Annotated in this window: 18 protein-coding genes, 1 tRNA gene and 1 pseudogene; 12 read left to right on the forward strand and 8 right to left on the reverse strand. The window is 51.7% G+C overall.

Translation table 11 applies throughout. The features are described from left to right. The first annotated feature begins 160 nt into the window (after positions 1–160). The 5 genes from galB to ACMHLI_RS12080 are packed head-to-tail and all read left to right on the forward strand — an operon-like array spanning position 161 to position 4,095. Positions 161–916: a 4-oxalmesaconate hydratase gene (galB, locus tag ACMHLI_RS12060; RefSeq protein WP_413529680.1), complete on the forward strand. Its 756-nt coding sequence runs from the start codon at positions 161–163 to the stop codon at positions 914–916. Beyond that, a complete protein-coding gene (locus ACMHLI_RS12065; protein ID WP_413529681.1) occupies positions 913–1,638 on the forward strand; it encodes a 4-carboxy-4-hydroxy-2-oxoadipate aldolase/oxaloacetate decarboxylase in 726 nt (241 codons plus the stop codon). Before galB ends, ACMHLI_RS12065 begins: the two co-directional genes overlap by 4 nt. 9 nt (positions 1,639–1,647) lie before the next feature. Further along, positions 1,648–2,760, forward strand: coding sequence for a 4-oxalomesaconate tautomerase (locus ACMHLI_RS12070; protein ID WP_413529682.1), 1,113 nt, complete (start codon positions 1,648–1,650; stop codon positions 2,758–2,760). Next, complete coding sequence (locus ACMHLI_RS12075; protein ID WP_413529741.1) at positions 2,753–3,640, forward strand: DUF1932 domain-containing protein; 888 nt, start codon at positions 2,753–2,755, stop codon at positions 3,638–3,640. Before ACMHLI_RS12070 ends, ACMHLI_RS12075 begins: the two co-directional genes overlap by 8 nt. Before the next feature lie 8 nt (positions 3,641–3,648). Then, complete coding sequence (locus ACMHLI_RS12080; protein ID WP_413529683.1) at positions 3,649–4,095, forward strand: hypothetical protein; 447 nt, start codon at positions 3,649–3,651, stop codon at positions 4,093–4,095. A gap of 290 nt (positions 4,096–4,385) precedes the next feature. On the opposite strand, the gene ACMHLI_RS12085 is transcribed toward ACMHLI_RS12080, so the two are convergent. The 7 genes from ACMHLI_RS12085 to ACMHLI_RS12115 all read right to left on the reverse strand — a co-directional run bounded on the left by ACMHLI_RS12085 (position 4,386) and on the right by ACMHLI_RS12115 (position 11,472). Next, on the reverse strand, positions 4,386–5,345 hold the full coding sequence (locus ACMHLI_RS12085; protein WP_413529684.1) for an oligopeptide/dipeptide ABC transporter ATP-binding protein: 960 nt from the start codon (positions 5,343–5,345) through the stop codon (positions 4,386–4,388). Further along, the gene (locus ACMHLI_RS12090) at positions 5,345–6,373 is read right to left on the reverse strand and encodes an ABC transporter ATP-binding protein (protein WP_413529685.1); all 1,029 of its coding nucleotides are present in this window, start codon (positions 6,371–6,373) and stop codon (positions 5,345–5,347) included. Before ACMHLI_RS12090 ends, ACMHLI_RS12085 begins: the two co-directional genes overlap by 1 nt. Position 6,374: 1 nt before the next feature. Next, entirely contained in the window at positions 6,375–7,286 is a 912-nt protein-coding gene (gene ddpC, locus ACMHLI_RS12095) for a D,D-dipeptide ABC transporter permease (protein WP_413529686.1), read from the reverse strand. Between the two features lie 3 nt (positions 7,287–7,289). Further along, positions 7,290–8,306, reverse strand: a complete 1,017-nt coding sequence (locus ACMHLI_RS12100) for an ABC transporter permease (RefSeq protein ID WP_413529687.1) — start codon at positions 8,304–8,306, stop codon at positions 7,290–7,292. A 63-nt stretch (positions 8,307–8,369) separates the two neighbouring features. Next, positions 8,370–9,950 (reverse strand): ABC transporter substrate-binding protein, encoded by a 1,581-nt coding sequence (locus ACMHLI_RS12105; RefSeq protein WP_413529688.1) that lies wholly within the window; start codon positions 9,948–9,950, stop codon positions 8,370–8,372. A gap of 37 nt (positions 9,951–9,987) precedes the next feature. After that, entirely contained in the window at positions 9,988–10,569 is a 582-nt protein-coding gene (gene ddpX / locus ACMHLI_RS12110) for a D-alanyl-D-alanine dipeptidase (RefSeq protein WP_413529689.1), read from the reverse strand. Between the two features lie 30 nt (positions 10,570–10,599). Further along, on the reverse strand, positions 10,600–11,472 hold the full coding sequence (locus ACMHLI_RS12115) for a MurR/RpiR family transcriptional regulator (protein ID WP_413529690.1): 873 nt from the start codon (positions 11,470–11,472) through the stop codon (positions 10,600–10,602). Positions 11,473–11,867: 395 nt separating this feature from the next. Here ACMHLI_RS12115 and ACMHLI_RS12120 point away from each other — a divergent pair. Together ACMHLI_RS12120 and ACMHLI_RS12125 are read left to right on the forward strand one after the other, a co-directional pair. Beyond that, positions 11,868–11,943 (forward strand) — tRNA-Asn (locus tag ACMHLI_RS12120). Positions 11,944–12,104: 161 nt separating this feature from the next. Beyond that, a pseudogene (locus ACMHLI_RS12125) lies at positions 12,105–13,017 on the forward strand (tyrosine-type recombinase/integrase). Between the two features lie 341 nt (positions 13,018–13,358). On the opposite strand, the gene ACMHLI_RS12130 reads toward ACMHLI_RS12125, so the two are convergent. Beyond that, positions 13,359–14,273, reverse strand: coding sequence for a LysR family transcriptional regulator (locus tag ACMHLI_RS12130; RefSeq protein WP_413529691.1), 915 nt, complete (start codon positions 14,271–14,273; stop codon positions 13,359–13,361). A gap of 260 nt (positions 14,274–14,533) precedes the next feature. Here ACMHLI_RS12130 and ACMHLI_RS12135 point away from each other — a divergent pair, with 260 nt between their 5' ends. From ACMHLI_RS12135 to ACMHLI_RS12155, 5 genes are read left to right on the forward strand one after another with little or no spacing between them, the layout of a single operon-like run. Beyond that, the gene (locus ACMHLI_RS12135) at positions 14,534–14,839 is read left to right on the forward strand and encodes an HAD family hydrolase (protein ID WP_413529742.1); all 306 of its coding nucleotides are present in this window, start codon (positions 14,534–14,536) and stop codon (positions 14,837–14,839) included. Further along, positions 14,817–15,677 (forward strand): amidohydrolase family protein, encoded by an 861-nt coding sequence (locus tag ACMHLI_RS12140; RefSeq protein WP_413529692.1) that lies wholly within the window; start codon positions 14,817–14,819, stop codon positions 15,675–15,677. The genes ACMHLI_RS12135 and ACMHLI_RS12140 overlap by 23 nt, the downstream gene beginning before the upstream one ends. Further along, positions 15,626–16,102, forward strand: a complete 477-nt coding sequence (locus ACMHLI_RS12145; protein ID WP_413529743.1) for an amidohydrolase family protein — start codon at positions 15,626–15,628, stop codon at positions 16,100–16,102. Before ACMHLI_RS12140 ends, ACMHLI_RS12145 begins: the two co-directional genes overlap by 52 nt. Next, entirely contained in the window at positions 16,099–16,716 is a 618-nt protein-coding gene (gene purN, locus ACMHLI_RS12150) for a phosphoribosylglycinamide formyltransferase (RefSeq protein ID WP_410452636.1), read from the forward strand. The genes ACMHLI_RS12145 and purN overlap by 4 nt, the downstream gene beginning before the upstream one ends. Next, a complete protein-coding gene (locus ACMHLI_RS12155) occupies positions 16,709–17,917 on the forward strand; it encodes an MFS transporter (protein WP_410452635.1) in 1,209 nt (402 codons plus the stop codon). The genes purN and ACMHLI_RS12155 overlap by 8 nt, the downstream gene beginning before the upstream one ends. Positions 17,918–18,020 lie beyond the last annotated feature (103 nt).

Raw genomic sequence — 18,020 nt, forward strand, 5'->3', positions numbered from 1 at the left:
CCTTCTCCCGTCAGGTTTTTTTTCGTGACATCCCTCTGCAATATAAATAAAACGCATACCCTCTGCAATTAAATGAATTACCCGCCGGATACGCGGACTGACAGCATGGACGTACGCAGAACCTCTCCCCGGATCAGAACAAAAACGAAGGAAACGCCTCATGACTCAGTTCAAGCAAGATGATGTAAAAAACGCCAAAAGTGCTTTAGTCGTCAGCGCCCACTCCGCCGATTTCGTCTGGCGTGCAGGCGGTGCCATCGCCAAACATACGCAGGCCGGTTACGCCGTTCACATCGTTTGCCTGTCTTTTGGTGAACGTGGGGAATCCGCCAAACTGTGGCGTAAAGGCAATATGAGTGAAGAGATTGTGAAGGCCTCGCGCCGTGAAGAGGCGATGGCGGCGGCGGAAATTCTCGGCGCAACCGTCGAATTTTTTGATATGGGCGATTACCCGTTGCGCGCTGACAAAGAATCGCTGTTCCGTCTGGCCGATGTTTATCGCAGGGCGCAGCCACATTTCGTGCTGACGCACTCCCTGAAAGACCCGTACAACTACGATCATCCGATGGCCACTCATCTGGCGCAGGAAGCGCGGATTATCGCCCAGGCTGAGGGGTATAAGCCTGGCGAAACCATCATCGGCGCGCCGCCGGTTTACTGCTTCGAGCCGCATCAGCCGGAACAGTGCGAATGGAAACCAGACGTTCTGCTCGATATCACCGACGTCTGGGACAAAAAATATCAGGCCATTCAGTGCATGGCCGGACAGGAACATTTGTGGGAATACTACACCCGCGTTGCGCAGCAGCGCGGCGTACAGGCCAAACGTAACGTCGGCATTACCAGCACCAAAAACATCGTGTATGGCGAAGGCTATCAGAGCATCTTCCCGCGCGTGACGGAGGATTTAGCATGAGTCTGATCGGTAAAAAAGGCGTGGTGGTGCGCAATATTCCACGAGCGAACAAAGCGGACGTGACTGCGCTGGCCGCGTTCGGCGTAGCAACGGTTCATGAAGCGCAGGGGCGCAAGGGCCTGCTGGATCCGGCCATCCGCCCGATCCAACAAGACTGCGCGATTTCCGGCAGCGCCGTCACGGTTCTGACCGCTCCGGGTGATAACTGGATGTTTCATGTGGCGGTCGAACAGTGTCAGCCGGGCGATATTCTGGTAGTCGCACCGACTTCTCCCTGCTCCGACGGTTTCTTCGGCGATCTGCTGGCAACGTCGCTGAAAGCTCGCGGCGTGGTCGGGCTGGTCGCCGATCTGGGCGTACGGGATACCAAAACCTTACGTGAGATGGGGTTCCGCGTCTGGTCACGGGCGGTTTACGCGCAGGGTACGGTGAAGGAAACGCTCGGTTCGGTGAATGTGCCGGTGGTCTGCGCCGGTCAGCTGGTGTATCCGGGCGATGCGATTGTGGCTGACGACGACGGTGTGGTGGTCATTCGTCGTGAAGATGTCGCGCAGGTTCTGCACGCCAGCCGTGAACGTGAAGCGCTGGAAGAGAGCAAACGTGCGCGCATGGCCGACGGCGAACTGGGGCTGGATATCTACACCATGCGTCCGCGTCTGGCCGAAAAAGGGCTGACCTATTTCGATTCCACCGAAGATCTGGAACAGGCTGAAAAACGCTGAGGAGCCGCCATGCCACAGACCCGAATTCCCTGCATGATGATGCGCGGTGGTACGTCTAAAGGCGCATTCTTTCTGGCTGAACATTTGCCACGGAGCGAAAAATTGCGCGACAGCGTGCTGCTGGCGGTAATGGGTTCACCCGATCCGCGTCAGATTGACGGCATAGGCGGCGCGGATCCGCTGACCAGCAAAGTGGCGATAGTGCGACCGTCCCGGAGGCCAGACGCCGATGTCGATTATCTGTTTGCGCAGGTCAGCGTCGGTCAGGCAGTGGTGGATTACGGACAAAACTGCGGCAATATTCTGGCCGCGGTCGGCCCCTTTGCCATCGAACGTCAGCTGATAGCCGCCCGCGAAGGCATCACGCCGGTGCGTATTTTTATGGAGAATACCGGCCAGATTGCCACCGCGTATGTGCCGGTGGAAGACGGACAGGTGCGCTATCAGGGTGATTTGCGCATTGACGGCGTGCCTGGCACAGCAGCGAAAATCAGCATCGAATTCGCAGATATTGCCGGTTCCAGCTGCGGCGCATTGTTGCCGACCGGTAATGCGCGCGATACCTTCGACGGCATTGAGGTCACCTGCATCGACAACGGAATGCCGGTAGTTCTGCTGCGCGCCGCCGATCTCAGCCGCAGCGGCTATGAAACCCGCGAACAGCTGGACGCCGATGAAGAACTCAAACAGCGGCTGGAATCCATCCGCCTGCAGGCCGGTGCGAAAATGAATCTTGGCGACGTCACTCAACGCACCGTGCCGAAAATGACGCTGATCGCCGAACCGCGCAGGGGCGGCACACTCTCCAGCCGGACATTTATCCCTCACCGCTGCCACGCGTCGATCGGCGTGCTTGGTGCAGTCAGTGTTGCCAGCGCCTGTCTGATCCGGGGCACCATCACTGAAGGGATAGCGCACACGCCTTCCGGCAACTCGCCACTGGTCAGCGTGGAACACCCGACCGGCGAATTCAGCGTCGAATTACAACTCGATCCGACCCGCACTGGCGCAGAACGCCTGACCGGCTGCGCATTGTTACGCACCGCGCGGCTGATTTTTGAAGGCCGCGTCGCCATTGCGGCCAGCGTCTGGGACGGTCGTCAGGAGAATCATGATGAATAACGTTACCCGTATTGCCGTAATCGGCCTCGGAGAAGTCGGCACTATTTTGGCCACCGATTTAAAAAAGCAGGATCCCTCACTGGATATCGTTGCGTTCGATAAACAAACCGGTTCTGACATTCTCTCAGAACGCGCTCATCTGGCGGGGATCCGTCTGGAAGCAACCCTGCAAGACGCCGTCAAAGGCAGCCAGATCATTTTCTCTGCCGTCACCGCCGCCGAGTCTCTGAGCGTCGCCCGCGACGTCGCGCAGCATATTTCGCAGTATCAAACCTTCCTTGATGTAAATTCAGTCTCGCCAAACACCAAACGCAGCGCGATGGCCGCGATCGAACAGGCCGGCGGCGTATACATTGATGTCGCCGTGATGGCACCCTACCCGCCGGCACGTCTGAAAACCCCGCTGCTGCTCGGCGGTACGCACGCCCACGCGGTCAGCGAATGGCTCAACGGACAAGGTTTCCGCAGTCAGGTACACGGCAACGTGGTCGGCGAAGCCTCGGCAATCAAGATGTGTCGCAGTGTGATGATCAAAGGACTGGAAGCGCTGACCGCCGAATGCCTGACCGCTGCCCGGCAATACGGCGTCGAACAGGAAGTCGTCGCTTCGCTGCACGCCAGTTTTCCGTCACTGGGCTGGGACGGAGCATTCCCGCATTATCTCATCAGCCGGATAGCGGAACATGGCAAACGCCGCGCGGAGGAGATGCGGGAAGTGGTGAAAACATTGGAAGACGTCGGCGTCGCCGCAGACATGAGCCGCGGGACAGTACTGACCCAGCAAGGGCTGGTAGATGCGCTGGCCGCGGAGGGGATCGGGTACAGAGATCTGGAGCCGTTTGACTGGATCAAGACAGTGGATATTTTGCATCGTCGGTGAGTGCTCGGGTGGGGCACTCGCGCATTTTAAAGCAGTTTTGCGCATATTTCGGTTTCTTATTATCGGTGATCTCCTGGCCTTTCGCGCCGAAACCGAGCAGAGGGGAAAAGCTTTTCCCCTCTGCACTCCCCACGCTTTTTCACACACGTGCCATGCACACCTGCTATGTTTCAGCAACCACCGTTATTGCCGCAAAATCCCGCCGCTGCGCGGTGCCCTTCGCTCGGGTTACAACCCGCGCAAAAAAGGCGCGGTTTTCCACCTCTCCCTCCGGCGTGATTTTTGAACGCGGCCAGAGCTTTTTAGGTCACAACTTCACCCACTCGGATCAGTTCAAAAACCAAATACGTTTTGCCAATTTTCTTTTTTTGTCTTTAAAAAATGCTGAGATGGCGCGATCAAAAAATCCTGCCGAACGGAGCGGCCTGAAGACCTTAGGCTTCAGGACCGAGTGAGGGAAACCGCGCAGCGGCAGGGTTTTGCGCCACACGCGGGAGTCACAGAACACGTCCATCCGTCTGGCGATAGCGCGTGTTTTAAAAAGCGGGGAGGATTCCAAAGGAGGGAAAGCACTTCCCTCCTTTGGGCGGTTTCGGCGCAGCGCGTTAAGTGATCACTGCTATTCAGAAACCGAAATATTCTCGATCTACTTTTATTTCGACGGCGTTTAAATGCCGCCAGTGCATCGGCATCTGCATCTGCATCTGCATCTGCATCTGCATCGGCATCTGCACAAAATAACCATTTATGACCGCTCAGCCACATGTACGCGATGACACCTCGCAACACAGCCTCCCGCCGCGCGGGCCAAATCCTGCGGCATCTGACACCCGTCTCCCGCCAGCGGGCACCGTTCCCGGAAATAACAGCCTTTCGGCAGATTTCGGTTACTGGGTAACTCGCCTTTTTTATCGACAATCCCGTCATCCAGTGCTCGCCCGGCGCGGGGGACGGAATCGAGCAGGAGCCGGGTGTACGGGTGCTGCGGATCGGTCAGCACTTTTTCTGCCGCTCCGAGTTCAACGATTTGGCCAAGATACATCACCGCTACGCGATCGCTCATGTGGCGTACCACCGACACGTTGTGCGAAATCAGCACAAACGTCAGATTGCGCTGGCGTTGCAGTTCGACCAGCAGATTAAGGATCTGCGCCTGTACGGAAATATCCAGCGCTGAGGTCGGTTCATCGAGCACGATGATATCCGGCTCGGAAGAAAGCGCGCGGGCGATGGAGATGCGCTGACGCTGGCCGCCGGAAAATTCATGCGGCAGGCGGTCGAGGTACTCCTTGCGGATGCCCACCTGCCCGGCCAGCGTGGCGGCTAACTCGCGGCGCTCACGGCTGCTGTTGTGTTTTTGCACGTAGACCGGCTCGGTAATAATCCGCCAGATAGGCAGACGCGGGTCGAGTGAGGACTGCGGATCCTGAAACACCATCTGCATGCCGGAACCAAACCAGGAGTTATCATGACGGGCGCGGTGAATCTCACCGCTGCTTGGCTTTTGTAAGCCCATCAGCAACTGCGCCAGCGTACTTTTCCCACAGCCGGACTCGCCAACGATCCCCAGGGTTTCGCCGCGAATAATGTTGAGATCTAAACCATTCAGCGCGTGAACGTAGCCGGTCGGTTTGCCTCGCCAGTTGATGGTCGCAGGGAAATGCACGCGCACATCCTGAAGTTCCACTAAGTGTTCGGCAATCATCAGGAGAGCTCCTCAATGTGTGGGATACGTATCGGATTGGCAAAACGTTGCGGATGCCAGCAGGCGACGGATTGCTGCGGAAATTCCGTCTGCGGAGCAAGTTCAGGTGTGATTAAACAACGGTCGTCGGCGTGCTGACAGCGCCCGCGAAAGGCGCACCCCTGCGGGAGGTTGGCAAGATTCGGCACCGTGCCGGGGATGGCTTTTAGCAGGCTGCGCGGCGTGCCGTTTTCCGGCGCGGCCTGCAATAATCCGATGGAATACGGATGCGACGGCGAATCGATGACATCCGCCGTGTTGCCGCTTTCAATCACATGTCCGGCGTACATCACGTAAACCCGGTCGCACAGTTGCGAAACCACCGCCATGTCGTGAGTGATAAACAACACCGCCGTGCCGCTGGCGCGGGCTTTGCGCTGTAAAAGTCGCAAAACCTGACGCTGCACTGTGACGTCCAGCGCGGTGGTCGGCTCGTCGGCAATGATAAGCTCCGGTTCGCAGGAAAACGCCATCGCGATCAGAACACGCTGACGCATCCCGCCGGAAAGCTCAAACGGATAGCGCGACATGACCTGTTCCGCGTCGGCGATCTGCATGTCGTCGAGCAGGCCGATAGCCTTTTTCCACGCCTGCGCACGGCTGACTTTCTGATGCAGGCAGATCACTTCGCACATCTGTCGGCCAATTTTGCGCGTCGGGTTCAGCGCGTTCATCGGCTCCTGAAAAATCATCGCCACCCGCGCACCGCGCAGGCTCCTCATCTCTTCTTCGCTGGCGCGCACCACGTCGGTGCCGAGCATGTTGAGTGTGCCACCGGTGACGGTAAAACCGTCCGGTGGCAGCAGGCGCATCGCCATCATCGCGGTGACCGATTTACCGGAGCCGGATTCCCCCACCACGCCGACAATTTCTCCGGCGTTCACCGCCAGCGAGACCTGATTGAGCGCTTTCACTTCGCCGCCGTAAACGGGAAAGACCAGTTGTAATTTGTCGATTTCCAGCACCGGAGCGGTGTGTCGTTCAGTCATCTCAGCGCCCTCTGCTTTTCGGATCCAGCAGGTCGCGCAGACCGTCGCCGAACAGGTTGAAACCGGTGGCCGTGATCAGAATGGCCACGCCGGGAAACGCCGAATACCACCACTGATCGAGAATATAGTTACGGCCATTGGAGACCATCGCGCCCCACTCGGCGGTCGGTTGCTGTGCGCCGAGGCCGATAAAGCCCAGCGTGGCGGCCATCAGAATTGAGGTGCCGATATCAAGCGACGCCTGCACCACCAGCGGCGGCATGACATTACGCAAGACGTGCCAGGTGATGAGATGCCAGCGCGACGCGCCGAAGGTACGCGTTGCCTGCATGTACGCCTGATGGCGCAACATCAGCGTTTGCCCGCGTGCCAGCCGGACGTAAAACGGAATACGCACCACGGCAATCGCCAGCATGGCATTGAAAAGACTCGGGCCGAGGGCGGCGGCCAGCGCCATGGTCAGCACCAGCGACGGTACCGACAGCATGATATCCATACAGCGCATGATCAGCGCATCCACAAGACCGCCCACCACGCCGGAGAAGCAACCGAGCAGTGAACCGATGCTGCCTGCAATGATTACCACCGCCAGCCCGGCGGCGACCGACTGCTGGCTGCCTATCAATACCCGGCTGAATAAATCGCGCCCGACTTCATCGGTGCCAAACCAGTGGCCGGAGGAAGGTGCCTGCAAACGATCGGTCAGGCTGATAGCGTTCGGATCGTGCGGCACCAGCCACGGAGAGAAAATCATGATAAACAGCACAATAAGCATGATTGCCAGACCCAGCATGGTCAGCGGGCTACGGCTCAGCAGATGAAATGTGCGCCGCCAGCTGGCGAAGCGCGGCCTGACGTCAGGTGCCACGATATCGGCACGCTGATTGTTCACACCCGGTTCAATAACAGACATCGGTCACCCCTCCCGGCCAATGCGTGGGTCGATCCACACATACAGTAAATCCACACACAAATTGACGATGACGTACGCAAACGACACCACCACCGCAAAACCCATTACCGCCGGGAAATCCAGCGCCTGAATCGAGTTAACCACATACGCCCCCATCCCTGGCCAGGCGAACACGGTTTCCGTCAGCACCGCGCCGTAAAGCAAATCGCCCATCGCCAGACCGAGCACCGTCACCGAGGGGATCAGCGCATTGGGCAACGCATGGCTGAGGATCACCCGCCAGCGCGATAAGCCGTTGGCACGCGCCGTGCGGATATAATCTTCATTAAGCTGTTCGAGCATCGCCGAACGGATCTGCCGCGCCACAATCCCCATATGCACGAACGCCAGCGTCAGTGCGGGCATCGCCAGATGCTGCAGACTGTTCCAGAGGGTCTCCCAATTGCCGGTCAGTAGAGAATCAAGCACGTAAAAACCGGTGATATTGGCGGGCGGATCCAGCCAGTCATCCAGCCTTCCGCCCCCCGGCAGCAGGTTCAGATGGCCGTAAAACAGGATGATGACGCCCAATCCCAGCCAGAACGCCGGGGTGGAAATCCCCAGAACGGAAAGTAAACGCACCAGATGATCGGGGAATTTATTCTGATAAACCGCAGACAGCACGCCGAGCGGAATACCCAGCACAATCGCCAGAAACAGCGCGGTAAACGCCAGTTCTAAGGTGGCCGGGAAGAAGGCTTTCAGGTCTTCCAGCACCGGCCGACCGGTGCGAATCGACGTTCCAAGATCGCCATGCAGCAAATCGCTGACGTAACGAAAAAACTGCACATACAACGGCTGATCCAAACCTAGTTGCTGACGGATATGCTCAACCATTTCATTGCTGGCGCGATCGCCTGCCAGCAGACGCGCCGGATCGCCCGGGATCATATGCGAGATGATAAAAGTAATAACGCATACTCCTATCATCACCAAAACCAGCCCCCAGCATCGCTGGCGGATCAGTGTCCAGAAAGTCATCGTTATTTTTCCCCGTAAAACCCCTCACATGGTAGAAAGGGGTCTTCGTGAATGATATCGCCGTTATTGCTTGCTCATCTGGCCGACGTTAAACACCTGCTCCAGCATCGGGTTGAACACAAAACCTTTGACGTCTTTGTTCATCGCGACCTGATAGTTTTTCTGGAACAGATACACGTAGGCCGCTTCATCGATAACGATTTTCTGTGCCTGCTGGTAATAATCCGTGCGCTGTTTCTGATCGGTGACCGACACCGCTTTTTTCAACAAGGCATCGACGTCTGGATTGGAATAGAAGGAACGGTTGCCCGGCAGCCCTTTTTTGTCGGACTCGAACCAGTAGTTCATAAACATGTACGGATCGGCGAAATCAGGGCTCCAGTTGCCGATAGAAATATCGTAATCGCCCTGCCCGATGCGGTCGCGCATGGTGGCGTTGGCCAGTTTTTCCAGCTTGACGCTGATACCCGCCTGACCGAGGCTCGCCTGCACCGCCAGCGCGATAGATTCCCAGTTCGGATCGTTATCTGAATAGAGGAAGTCCAGCGTCTGCGGTTTGTCTTTCACTTTCGCCAGATCGGCTTTGGCCTGGGTCATGTCGAGAGTGTACTGTTTCGCCGTCGGGTCGAAGCCCCACATGCCATCCGGGATCGGCCCGCGCATCTGTTTGGCGTTACCGCCCATAATGCCTTTTACCATGCCCTGATAATCCACTGCTGAGGAAATCGCACGGCGCAGATCCACCTGATTGAGCGGCGTTTTTGCGTTATTAAGATACAGATAGGTGACGCGCAGCGAAGGGAATTCTTCGACGGCGACTTTGTCTTCTTTCTTCAGCGCCGCCAGCTGATCCATCGGCAGGGAATCGGCGATATCCAGATCGCCACGCGACAGCTGCAGGCGGCGGGTGGCACTCTCGCCGATAATTTTCACCGTCACGCGTTTAAAGGCTGGTTTAGCGCCGCTGTAATGCGGGTTCGGCACCAGCACCAGTTGCTGGCCTTTCTGCCAGCGGTCCAGCTTGTAAGGGCCGGAACCGGCGGTATGTCCCGCCAGCCAGGCTTTGCCTTGATCGGCTGGATTGGCTTTAGCGATGGCCGGATTGACAATGCCTGCGCCGTCATTGGCCAGCGTGTACAGGAAGGGCGCAAACGGGGATTTCAGCGTAAAGGTGACGGTCATCGGATCAACTATCGTGACGGTCATGTCTTTCGGAAAGGCTTCCGACGGACCCTGACCGATTTTCATCAGGCGCTCAAACGACCATTTCACCGCATCGGCGTTAACGTCAGTGCCGTCATCAAATTTTGCGCCGGGCTTGAGTTTGAATGTCCACACCAGCTGATCCGGTGACGCGGTCCAGCTGGCGGCCAGATCGCCTTCCACCTGCGTCGAACCTTTGCCTCCTTCCGTCTTGTACTGGACGAGTCGCTGATAGGCCGGATAAGTGACCGTCCAGTCGTTGTTGTCGATAGTCACCGCAGGATCCAGCGTTTGCGGGTCCGCGGCTTTACCAATCACCAACATGTCTTTTGGCACGGCGGCCTGCGCGGAAAGACTTAACCCTGATACAGCGAGTAAAATGGCACCGGCGATCCGTGTTTTGGTGATTGTGCGAAACGTACTGATTGCTGTGTTATTCATCGTTGAACTCCTGGCTTGAGGAAAAGTGAGACGAAAATCAGGCGGCGTTAATTGGCGGATAGCAGCCAAACCGCTCTTCCAACAACGGATACGTTTTGGCATCCGGTAATTCAAAGTGCCACCACTCGCTGGTGATACCCTTGTAGCCACCTGCGGCCATGACGGCGTTAAGCAAAAGTCGGTTGCGCTGAATGTGCGGCGGTAAATCCGGATAAAACGGATGCGAGACTTCGGTCATTTCGTCAAAGCCTGCGCCCATATCCAGTACCTCACCACGCTCATCGAGCAGGGTAAGATCCACCGCCACACCGCGGCTGTGGTGCGATCCGAGTTTGATATCCACCACATAATCCGGATTGGGAAACGCGGCCCACAAACAGGCCTGCGCCGCCTGCGGACGATAAGCGTCGTAGATTTTCAGCCGGAATCCCGCCAGCTTTGCCACGGCATTACAGCGAACCAGCGCGGCGGCAGCGTCCGGATGCAACAGGCAGCGCGACTCGCGATAAATCGGCTGACCGGTCAGGTTATCTGCCGTGGCATATTTCAGGTCGATCACCGCATCGGGCAGCGCGTGCGCCAGATCGGTCAGGGGTACGTCAGGTGTTTTGGTATTCATCAATAAACTCTGTCCGCTGTTTTTAGAAAATTACGATTCAAACTGCCCGAGCTGTTTCTGCAAAATCCGGTTATTTGCCAGCCGCTCTTCGACGTCGTTCCCCCGCAGTTCCAGCACCGAGGAACACAACAGGTTGAAAAGGCAGCTAAGTGGCGCCATCGAATCCCAGAACTGGCCGGTGTCAGTTTTGACCTGCAACAAATCCACCGGATAGTCGCGCGCCCAGGGGCAGTAAATGTCGGTGATCAGCGCCACGTTCAGCCCGCGCTCGCAGGCCGCTTCACAATAGGTTTGCGCCAGTTTCGAATAGGCGCGGGTGTCGGTGACCACCAGATACGGGCGGGCGAATTCGGAATTCAGAGATTCGACATAGGTGCCGGACAGGCCGTCGGCGAAATACACTTTCGGACGCAGATATTCGAGATAGCTCGAGAAGTTATTAGCAATCCCCCGTACCGACTGGATGCCGAGAATAAACACCGCATCGGCCTCAGCCAGTCGGCGGCTTACCTGCGCAAAGCTGTCGGTCTGCGCCAGCTGATAGACGTGATGGATGGCTTCGAGTTCGAGCGTCAGCGACTGCTCAAGCTTTTCCTGCCGCGGTTGTTTGCTGCGTTCGCGGTAAGCTCCGAGGCGGTCAGTAACCACCCACGGCTGGTAGGCCGTACCACTTTGCTGACGCAGCGTTTGTTTGAAGTCATCCAGATTCCGATACCCGAGGCTGCGCAAATAACGTCCTACCGAAATCCCGCTGGTCGCCGCACTTCGCGCGATGCTGTCGGCGGTCTCAAACGGGATTTGTGCAAGATTCGCCAGCAAATAACTGGCAATGCGTTTCCCCGTCGGCGTCTGTCCGGCAAACGAGGCTTCGATTTGTTCAATCACATCCTGCGCTGGCTGCATCGGTTAATCTCATGTTGCTTTATTGTCATAAAGCTAGTTGTTGTTAGTGAGATAACAATGCACGGGGTGTGCCAATTACGAAAAATGATTGAAATTTGTGCAGCAGATCTGCATTCACTGCCTTCTCAGGGCTAAAGAGTGGCAAAAAACGTGCTTAGGATTTGGGATCTGCAACAATGCTGGTAACTGATGCACAACAAACAGGCAGCTTATGAGTGCTTTTAGTGCAACATCAACTTTCAGCGTGAGGGACAATGAAAAAAATGGTGGAGGATTTAATCACTTTGTCTTAATAGTCAACAAGTTGGATATTAAGAAAGCAGTCAGACAACTTTTTTCTTTAACCCTTTGACATGCACAGGGGCAGTCGCTATTATTCGCCCCGTTCCAACGATTCCTCTGTAGTTCAGTCGGTAGAACGGCGGACTGTTAATCCGTATGTCACTGGTTCGAGTCCAGTCAGAGGAGCCAAATTCTTGTTTTCATGCCTCTTTGCGAATCCTTATGTAATTTAGATTCAATAAGTTAGCGCGAAAAATCTTCCCGATGCATTTTTAGTTTCCCCTCCGCATCGGGAGAATTTGGTGGTCAGATTTGGGGTCATGTTGGTTCGATGACGGAGTGACCCCCAAATGTCTCTGAACGACACTAAAATCCGCAGTCTCAAGCCTTCTGAAAAACCTTTCAAAGTTTCCGATTCTCATGGCCTGTACCTTTTGGTCAATCCAGGCGGTTCACGTCTCTGGTATCTCAAATATTGTATCAATGGTAAAGAATCCCGGCTTGGCTTAGGGGCTTATCCCGAAGTTTCTCTAGCTAATGCTCGGCAGCAACGTGATGGCATACGTAAGCTGCTGGCGCAGAATATCAATCCAGCCCAGCAACGTATCGCAGAGAAAGCTGCCCGCTCACCGGAAAAATCCTTTAAACACGTTTCAAGGACGAGAGTTAACCCGCCTGGCAGTATCACTCACCCTGCACCTTTTCATCCGTTCCAGCGAACTGCGTTTCGCCCGTTGGTCTGAGATCGATTTCAGAAACAAAATCTGGACCATTCCTGCCACTCGCGAGTCCATCCCCGGTGTCCGCTACTCTGGACGCGGTGCAAAAATGCGCACTCCACATATCGTTCCACTCTCCTGTCAGTCTATTGCTATTCTGAAACAGATACGGGAAATATCCGGGCATCAGGTGCTGGTGTTCCCCGGCGATCACAATCCGTATAAACCGATGTGCGAAAACACGGTCAACAAGGCGCTACGCCTGATGGGCTATGACACAAAAGATGAAATCTGCGGCCACGGATTTCGGGCAATGGCCTGTAGTGCCCTGATGGAGTCTGGCCTTTGGGCACAGGATGCGGTTGAACGGCAGATGAGTCACCAGGAGCGTAATAGCGTTCGAGCGGCTTACATCAATAAAGCAGAATATCTCGATGCCCGCAAAGCGATGAAGCAATGGTGGTCGGATTATCTGGATATGTGCCGGAAAGCGTGTGCCCCACCTTATATTTGTGGGAAGGAAATCAGTTGCACAATGGGATAACCCCTCTGACAAAATAAACCACAGAAATAGCCGTATCAGTCTTTACTGGTACGGCATTTTTCTGGCTTCAATTCGGAAAAGCTGAATAGTCACGATAACGACCTTCGAGATGTCTACCGAAGGTGTGATGTTTCACCTATACCCGACGCCGAAAGGCGTCTGATGCAAAAATCATCCATAAAACATGAGAAAAAATCATGCCCGCAGACTCACCGCAACGCTGAGGTTTCATCGGCAGCAGCAGTAAAAAATCGGCGTTATTTATCAACTTGTTAAAACATCTATAAAGTACCTATAGAACACAAAGTACTGTGTGCTGAAAATACAATACCTATTATTTGTTAAAACAATTTTGGCTCTAAAGTTGACGGATTTGAACGCACGGCAGCAATGAGAAAATCAACAAAAGCTCGAACCTTGGGAGACAGATGCCGATTAGATGGCCAGATAAGTGATAACGAACCAAGTGGTACCATAAATTCGGTGAGTATGGGTTGCAGTAACTTATTTTTAATCGCGGGTTCTGATACATACACAGGCAGATGAGCAAGACCAAGACCATCAATCGCAGCACGCAACCCGGCATCCGTATTGTTGAAGATAAGATTACGGGGGAGATTTAAGTGTGTATCCGGCGATGCAAACGACCATTGGGCAAGAAGACCATTTGAGGGATATTTAAAATGGATACAACTATGTTTGAGTAGGTCGCTGGGAGTTTGGGGGCAACCATGTTTTTCTAAATAATAGTGAGAACCACAAACGACGAAATGCTGTTCTCCGAGCCGATGACCAATCAATCGTGTATCTCTGAGCTCGCCACTTCTGACAGCAACATCTATTCCTTCGCCAATGATATCAATCACACGGTCCTCGAAGTCGATATCAAGTTCGATTTCTGGATACTCTTTTAGGAAGCCAGGCAACAATGGCATCAACAGACTGTGGCCGAAAATCTGTGGCACGCTTACGCGGAGTCTGCCCTTAGGGCGCGACCTGGTGGACGAAATCATGGCTTGTGCGTCGCATATATCATCAAGAATATGCTTGCAACGGTCATAAAAAACCGCCCCTTCTTCTGTGAGACCAATATTTCGGGTTGTTCTATGAAATAGTCTAACCCCCAGCTCATTCTCAAGCCTTGCTATACTTTTGGCAATGGCGGAGGAAGATACCCCCAAGACCCGCCCCGCACCAGCATAACTGAGAAGTTCAGCGGCAGAAACAAACGCAGTCATCCCTTTAAGGCTTTCCATAAACGACCTTACACGTATTAAAGACATTTTTTCTTTAGTATAAGGTTCAATAGAGGGATTTACAAATCATTACGTTGAATTTATTCTTCAACTGAAATTGAAATTGAAATTGAAATTGAAATTGAAATTGAAATTAATAACCAGGAAGAGCATTGATTTAAAATTTGAGCGAATTGTAATTCGGATTCGCTGGTGTGAGTTTTTAATAAGACAACAGATGGTTATTATCTTGTTGAAATTAACATGACGGGTAATGTGCAATAAAGTTTTCATTATACCTATTTAAAAAGCTCGAACAACATAAAATAATAACCTTTTTTGATAGGTTTTATTTTGGTGATACGCATACAAACTGTAAACCTAATATTGATTTTTTCATTAGAATTCTTGAAGAATTTCAGCTTACGCCGCAGCAAGCCATCATGGTGGGCGATAGTTTAGAGAATGATGTTCTTCCATGTCAGAAATTGGGAATGAAAACCTTGAAGTATGATGGAAAAGAGTCATTTCAGAAAATTTATAAAAAATTGACGGAGTTAAAAAATGGATCAAAAACTTTTATTTAAAAATATCACGTATCTTGATTCCACTTCTATGCGTCTATTAAAAGGTGACATAAGAGTCTCTGCAGGTTATATCACTGAGCTCGGTAATGACATTACAGAAAAAAGTGATGAAACAATTATACTATCATGTGATTTTATTGTATTACCTGGAATGATTAATGCTCATCTCCATCCAAGTAAAGAAATATATGGCGGCGTGCTTGATTTTTCACCGATTGATGTTGTGCTTGACTCCGTGCACACAAACAACAGTCTCGAAGATGCTGAAGGGCAATATGTCGCATCGCTAAAGTCTATGATGTCAGCCTTGAAGAAAGGGGTGACAACGTTTGGCTTATTTACAAGCAGAATTGAGAGTGATGTCCGGGCTGCTCAAAAAATTGGGGTGCGTGCGGTGATCAGCTATTGTCAAAATAACCAATGGATTGGTAGTGGTCGAAGCCCTGAAAGCAAAAGCATTGAGGAGATCACTCGTCAATTTTTTGATGTTGAGGAAAAATACAAATCAAATCTGATTGCTGTTTGTCCAGCGACGGCATCTGAATTATCTGCTGATGATGATTTAATCAGAAAATTACACCTTATAGCCAAAGAATTTAAAACTAAATTTTTTGTTCACATGCACGAAGGTGAGCATCAAGTGATTTCACATCATAACGTATATGGAATGAGTGGTATCGAACGTTTAGCGAAACTCAATGTATTAGATAACTACACAACTCTTATTCATAGCTGCCATTTGTCAGAAATGATAAAAGCTTACTCCTCCTTGGTGGTTGTAATATCATTCATTGCCCAGTCAGCAACAGTTTTGTTGGTGCAGGAACATTACCACTGAAAGATCTCTCATCGATGACGATTGGATTAGGGACTGATGCCGCAATGGTGAATCCTGTCAATAATATAACTTTTGATGCGCTTATGTCTATTTATCATCATGGCGACAACGATTTTACAAAAAAGGTCAGTGCTGCTTATATATTAAAAACACTTACCGAAGGAGGCGCAAATTCGTTAGGACTCTCTCAAACAGGTAGGATAGAAACGGGATTTAAGGCAGACTTGATATTCTATGATATGAAATCAATAGATTCTGCATATTTAAACACTCCTATTTCAATATTGAAAATGTTAAACCTAGAATCACCCTGTAAGGTTATGATTAATGGAAAAATCATTATCGATAATACAAATTTCATAGATTCTACATTACTTGAGAATGAGAGTGAGTACTCTGCCATTAGAGAGATGATTAACTTATGAAAAAAATAGCCTTCTTATTTTCAGGCCGTGGCACTTTATTAACAGCGGTGAAAGATGCTGTTGCCGATGCTTGCGTACCTGCGCAGTTGAGCCTTGTTCTGACGAATAATCGTGATTTTGAAGCCGCCAACACCCCTGCTTTTTCGGGGATTTCAGTCATAAAAATTAATCATCAGGATTATGAAAGCAGAGACTCTTTTGAGAAAAAAATAGCCGACTATTTAAATGAAATTAACGTTGATCTGGTCATCTTAGGCGGATTCAGGCGGATTTTCTCATCCAGCTTTGTTGACCTGTTCGGTCATAAAACAATTAATACGCATCCCTCGATACTGCCTGCATTTCCGGGAGATAAAGCTCAATTAAGGGCAATTAACCAAGGTGTTAGAATCTCAGGGGCGACATTACATTTCATAAATGATGAGGTTGATGCAGGACCTATCATAGATCAGGAGCCTGTAAGGATCACAAACGGTATGACTGAGATTGATCTGAAAGAAGCTATTTTACTGGCGGAGAAAAAAATGATCTACCGTGGAGTTCGTGCATTTATTGAGGGCCGAATAACGCTTAACGGTGATAAGGTCATTTATGAGGAAAATTTCCATGTATAAGATAAAAAATAGTATTTTTGCTGCAAGCTGTGTTGCGAGCATCCTTTTTATAGCCATAACAACGCTTGGGTTATCCTTAGCGACATTGCCTTTGTATGTGAGTGAATCACTGGGTTATTCAGCTTTTTATGTTGGGCTTGTTGTAGCCACTGAATCATTATCCACATTATTTTCACGTGCAGCCGCAGGAAGATACTCTGACAATCATGGACCACGAAAAGGTATGGTATTGGGACTGTCTCTCACTTTGCTCGCGGGACTGATTTGTTTATTTTCTTTCAGTTTTATCGATTCGGCTAAAGTGGCATTCTCCGTCATCATCTTTTCGCGAGTATTGATGGGCATTGGCGAGAGTTTAATTTTTACTTGTAGTGGTACATGGCCTATTGGACTCGTCGGCCGAGAGCATGCAGGGAAAATTATGTCTTGGGTGGGGATTGCCATGTTCCTGGGTTTAGCGCTGGGTAATTACGCTGGCACATGGTCATATTATCATTCCGGTATTATCATTTCTGCTATTGCTATGACTATTCTACCTGCGCTAGGTTTTTTGCTGGTAGCCATCGTTAAACCTGTTGCCATTCATCCTGAAAGAAACAAAGCGAAACTTTCCTATGCCATCCATAGAATATGGAAAGCAGGGTTGGGTTTTTCACTGGCTAACATAGGTTATGCCTCTATTACGACGTTTCTTGTCCTGTATTTTATTCAGAATGGTTGGGGAGAGCAGGCAGCCTTAGCGTTGTCCTTATTTGGCGTGGGGTATGTTTTTTCAAGGCTGACGCTGGGCTGGAAAGCGGATAGTTCAGGTTTAAAATTGACACTATTTTCAATTGCTATTGAAGCCATCGGTTTGTTATGTATTGCCCTTTCGTCTCATCCGTACGAGGCAATGCTGGGCTCTTTCCTGACAGGATTCGGTCTTTCAATGATTTATCCTTTGCTTGCCCTTCCGGCATTAAAAAGTATGCCTGATGAAAATATTGGTCTCGCGCTGAGTACCTATGAGTCTTGTTTTGATATAGGAATATTGGTTGCAGGACTTGTCGGCGGGGGGATCGTTTCATTATTTGGATATCCGGCCGTTTTTATCTTTGCATTTTCCTGCTGTTTGTTAGCCTCTATTTCATCGATATTAGCTTACAAGCAAATATCCAACGGAGATCCAAAACTTATGCGCGGAAAGGCCTCTCTTAACTAAAAGGAGACGGATTGCTCAGTTCAGTATGTAGTTGGTCTATAGGGTGATTGACCAGATAGTACGGCTTGGACTGAGTTTTCTCACCTCGATCTACGCATAAAAA

It is taken from the genome of Rahnella inusitata, assembly GCF_965118895.1.
GTDB classification, from domain to species: Bacteria; Pseudomonadota; Gammaproteobacteria; order Enterobacterales; family Enterobacteriaceae; genus Rahnella; species Rahnella inusitata_A.

Coding starts and splice junctions, on each gene's coding strand:
- ddpX (WP_413529689.1), bottom strand. CDS start 10,569: ATGAATACCAAAACACCTGACGTACCCCTGACCGATCTGGCGCACGCG.
- ACMHLI_RS12105 (WP_413529688.1), bottom strand. CDS start 9,950: ATGAATAACACAGCAATCAGTACGTTTCGCACAATCACCAAAACACGG.
- ACMHLI_RS12140 (WP_413529692.1), top strand. CDS start 14,817: ATGGATCAAAAACTTTTATTTAAAAATATCACGTATCTTGATTCCACT.
- ACMHLI_RS12085 (WP_413529684.1), bottom strand. CDS start 5,345: ATGATTGCCGAACACTTAGTGGAACTTCAGGATGTGCGCGTGCATTTC.
- ACMHLI_RS12070 (WP_413529682.1), top strand. CDS start 1,648: ATGCCACAGACCCGAATTCCCTGCATGATGATGCGCGGTGGTACGTCT.
- ACMHLI_RS12130 (WP_413529691.1), bottom strand. CDS start 14,273: ATGGAAAGCCTTAAAGGGATGACTGCGTTTGTTTCTGCCGCTGAACTT.
- ACMHLI_RS12100 (WP_413529687.1), bottom strand. CDS start 8,306: ATGACTTTCTGGACACTGATCCGCCAGCGATGCTGGGGGCTGGTTTTG.
- ddpC (WP_413529686.1), bottom strand. CDS start 7,286: ATGTCTGTTATTGAACCGGGTGTGAACAATCAGCGTGCCGATATCGTG.
- ACMHLI_RS12065 (WP_413529681.1), top strand. CDS start 913: ATGAGTCTGATCGGTAAAAAAGGCGTGGTGGTGCGCAATATTCCACGA.
- ACMHLI_RS12090 (WP_413529685.1), bottom strand. CDS start 6,373: ATGACTGAACGACACACCGCTCCGGTGCTGGAAATCGACAAATTACAA.
- ACMHLI_RS12075 (WP_413529741.1), top strand. CDS start 2,753: ATGAATAACGTTACCCGTATTGCCGTAATCGGCCTCGGAGAAGTCGGC.
- ACMHLI_RS12155 (WP_410452635.1), top strand. CDS start 16,709: ATGTATAAGATAAAAAATAGTATTTTTGCTGCAAGCTGTGTTGCGAGC.
- ACMHLI_RS12115 (WP_413529690.1), bottom strand. CDS start 11,472: ATGCAGCCAGCGCAGGATGTGATTGAACAAATCGAAGCCTCGTTTGCC.
- galB (WP_413529680.1), top strand. CDS start 161: ATGACTCAGTTCAAGCAAGATGATGTAAAAAACGCCAAAAGTGCTTTA.
- purN (WP_410452636.1), top strand. CDS start 16,099: ATGAAAAAAATAGCCTTCTTATTTTCAGGCCGTGGCACTTTATTAACA.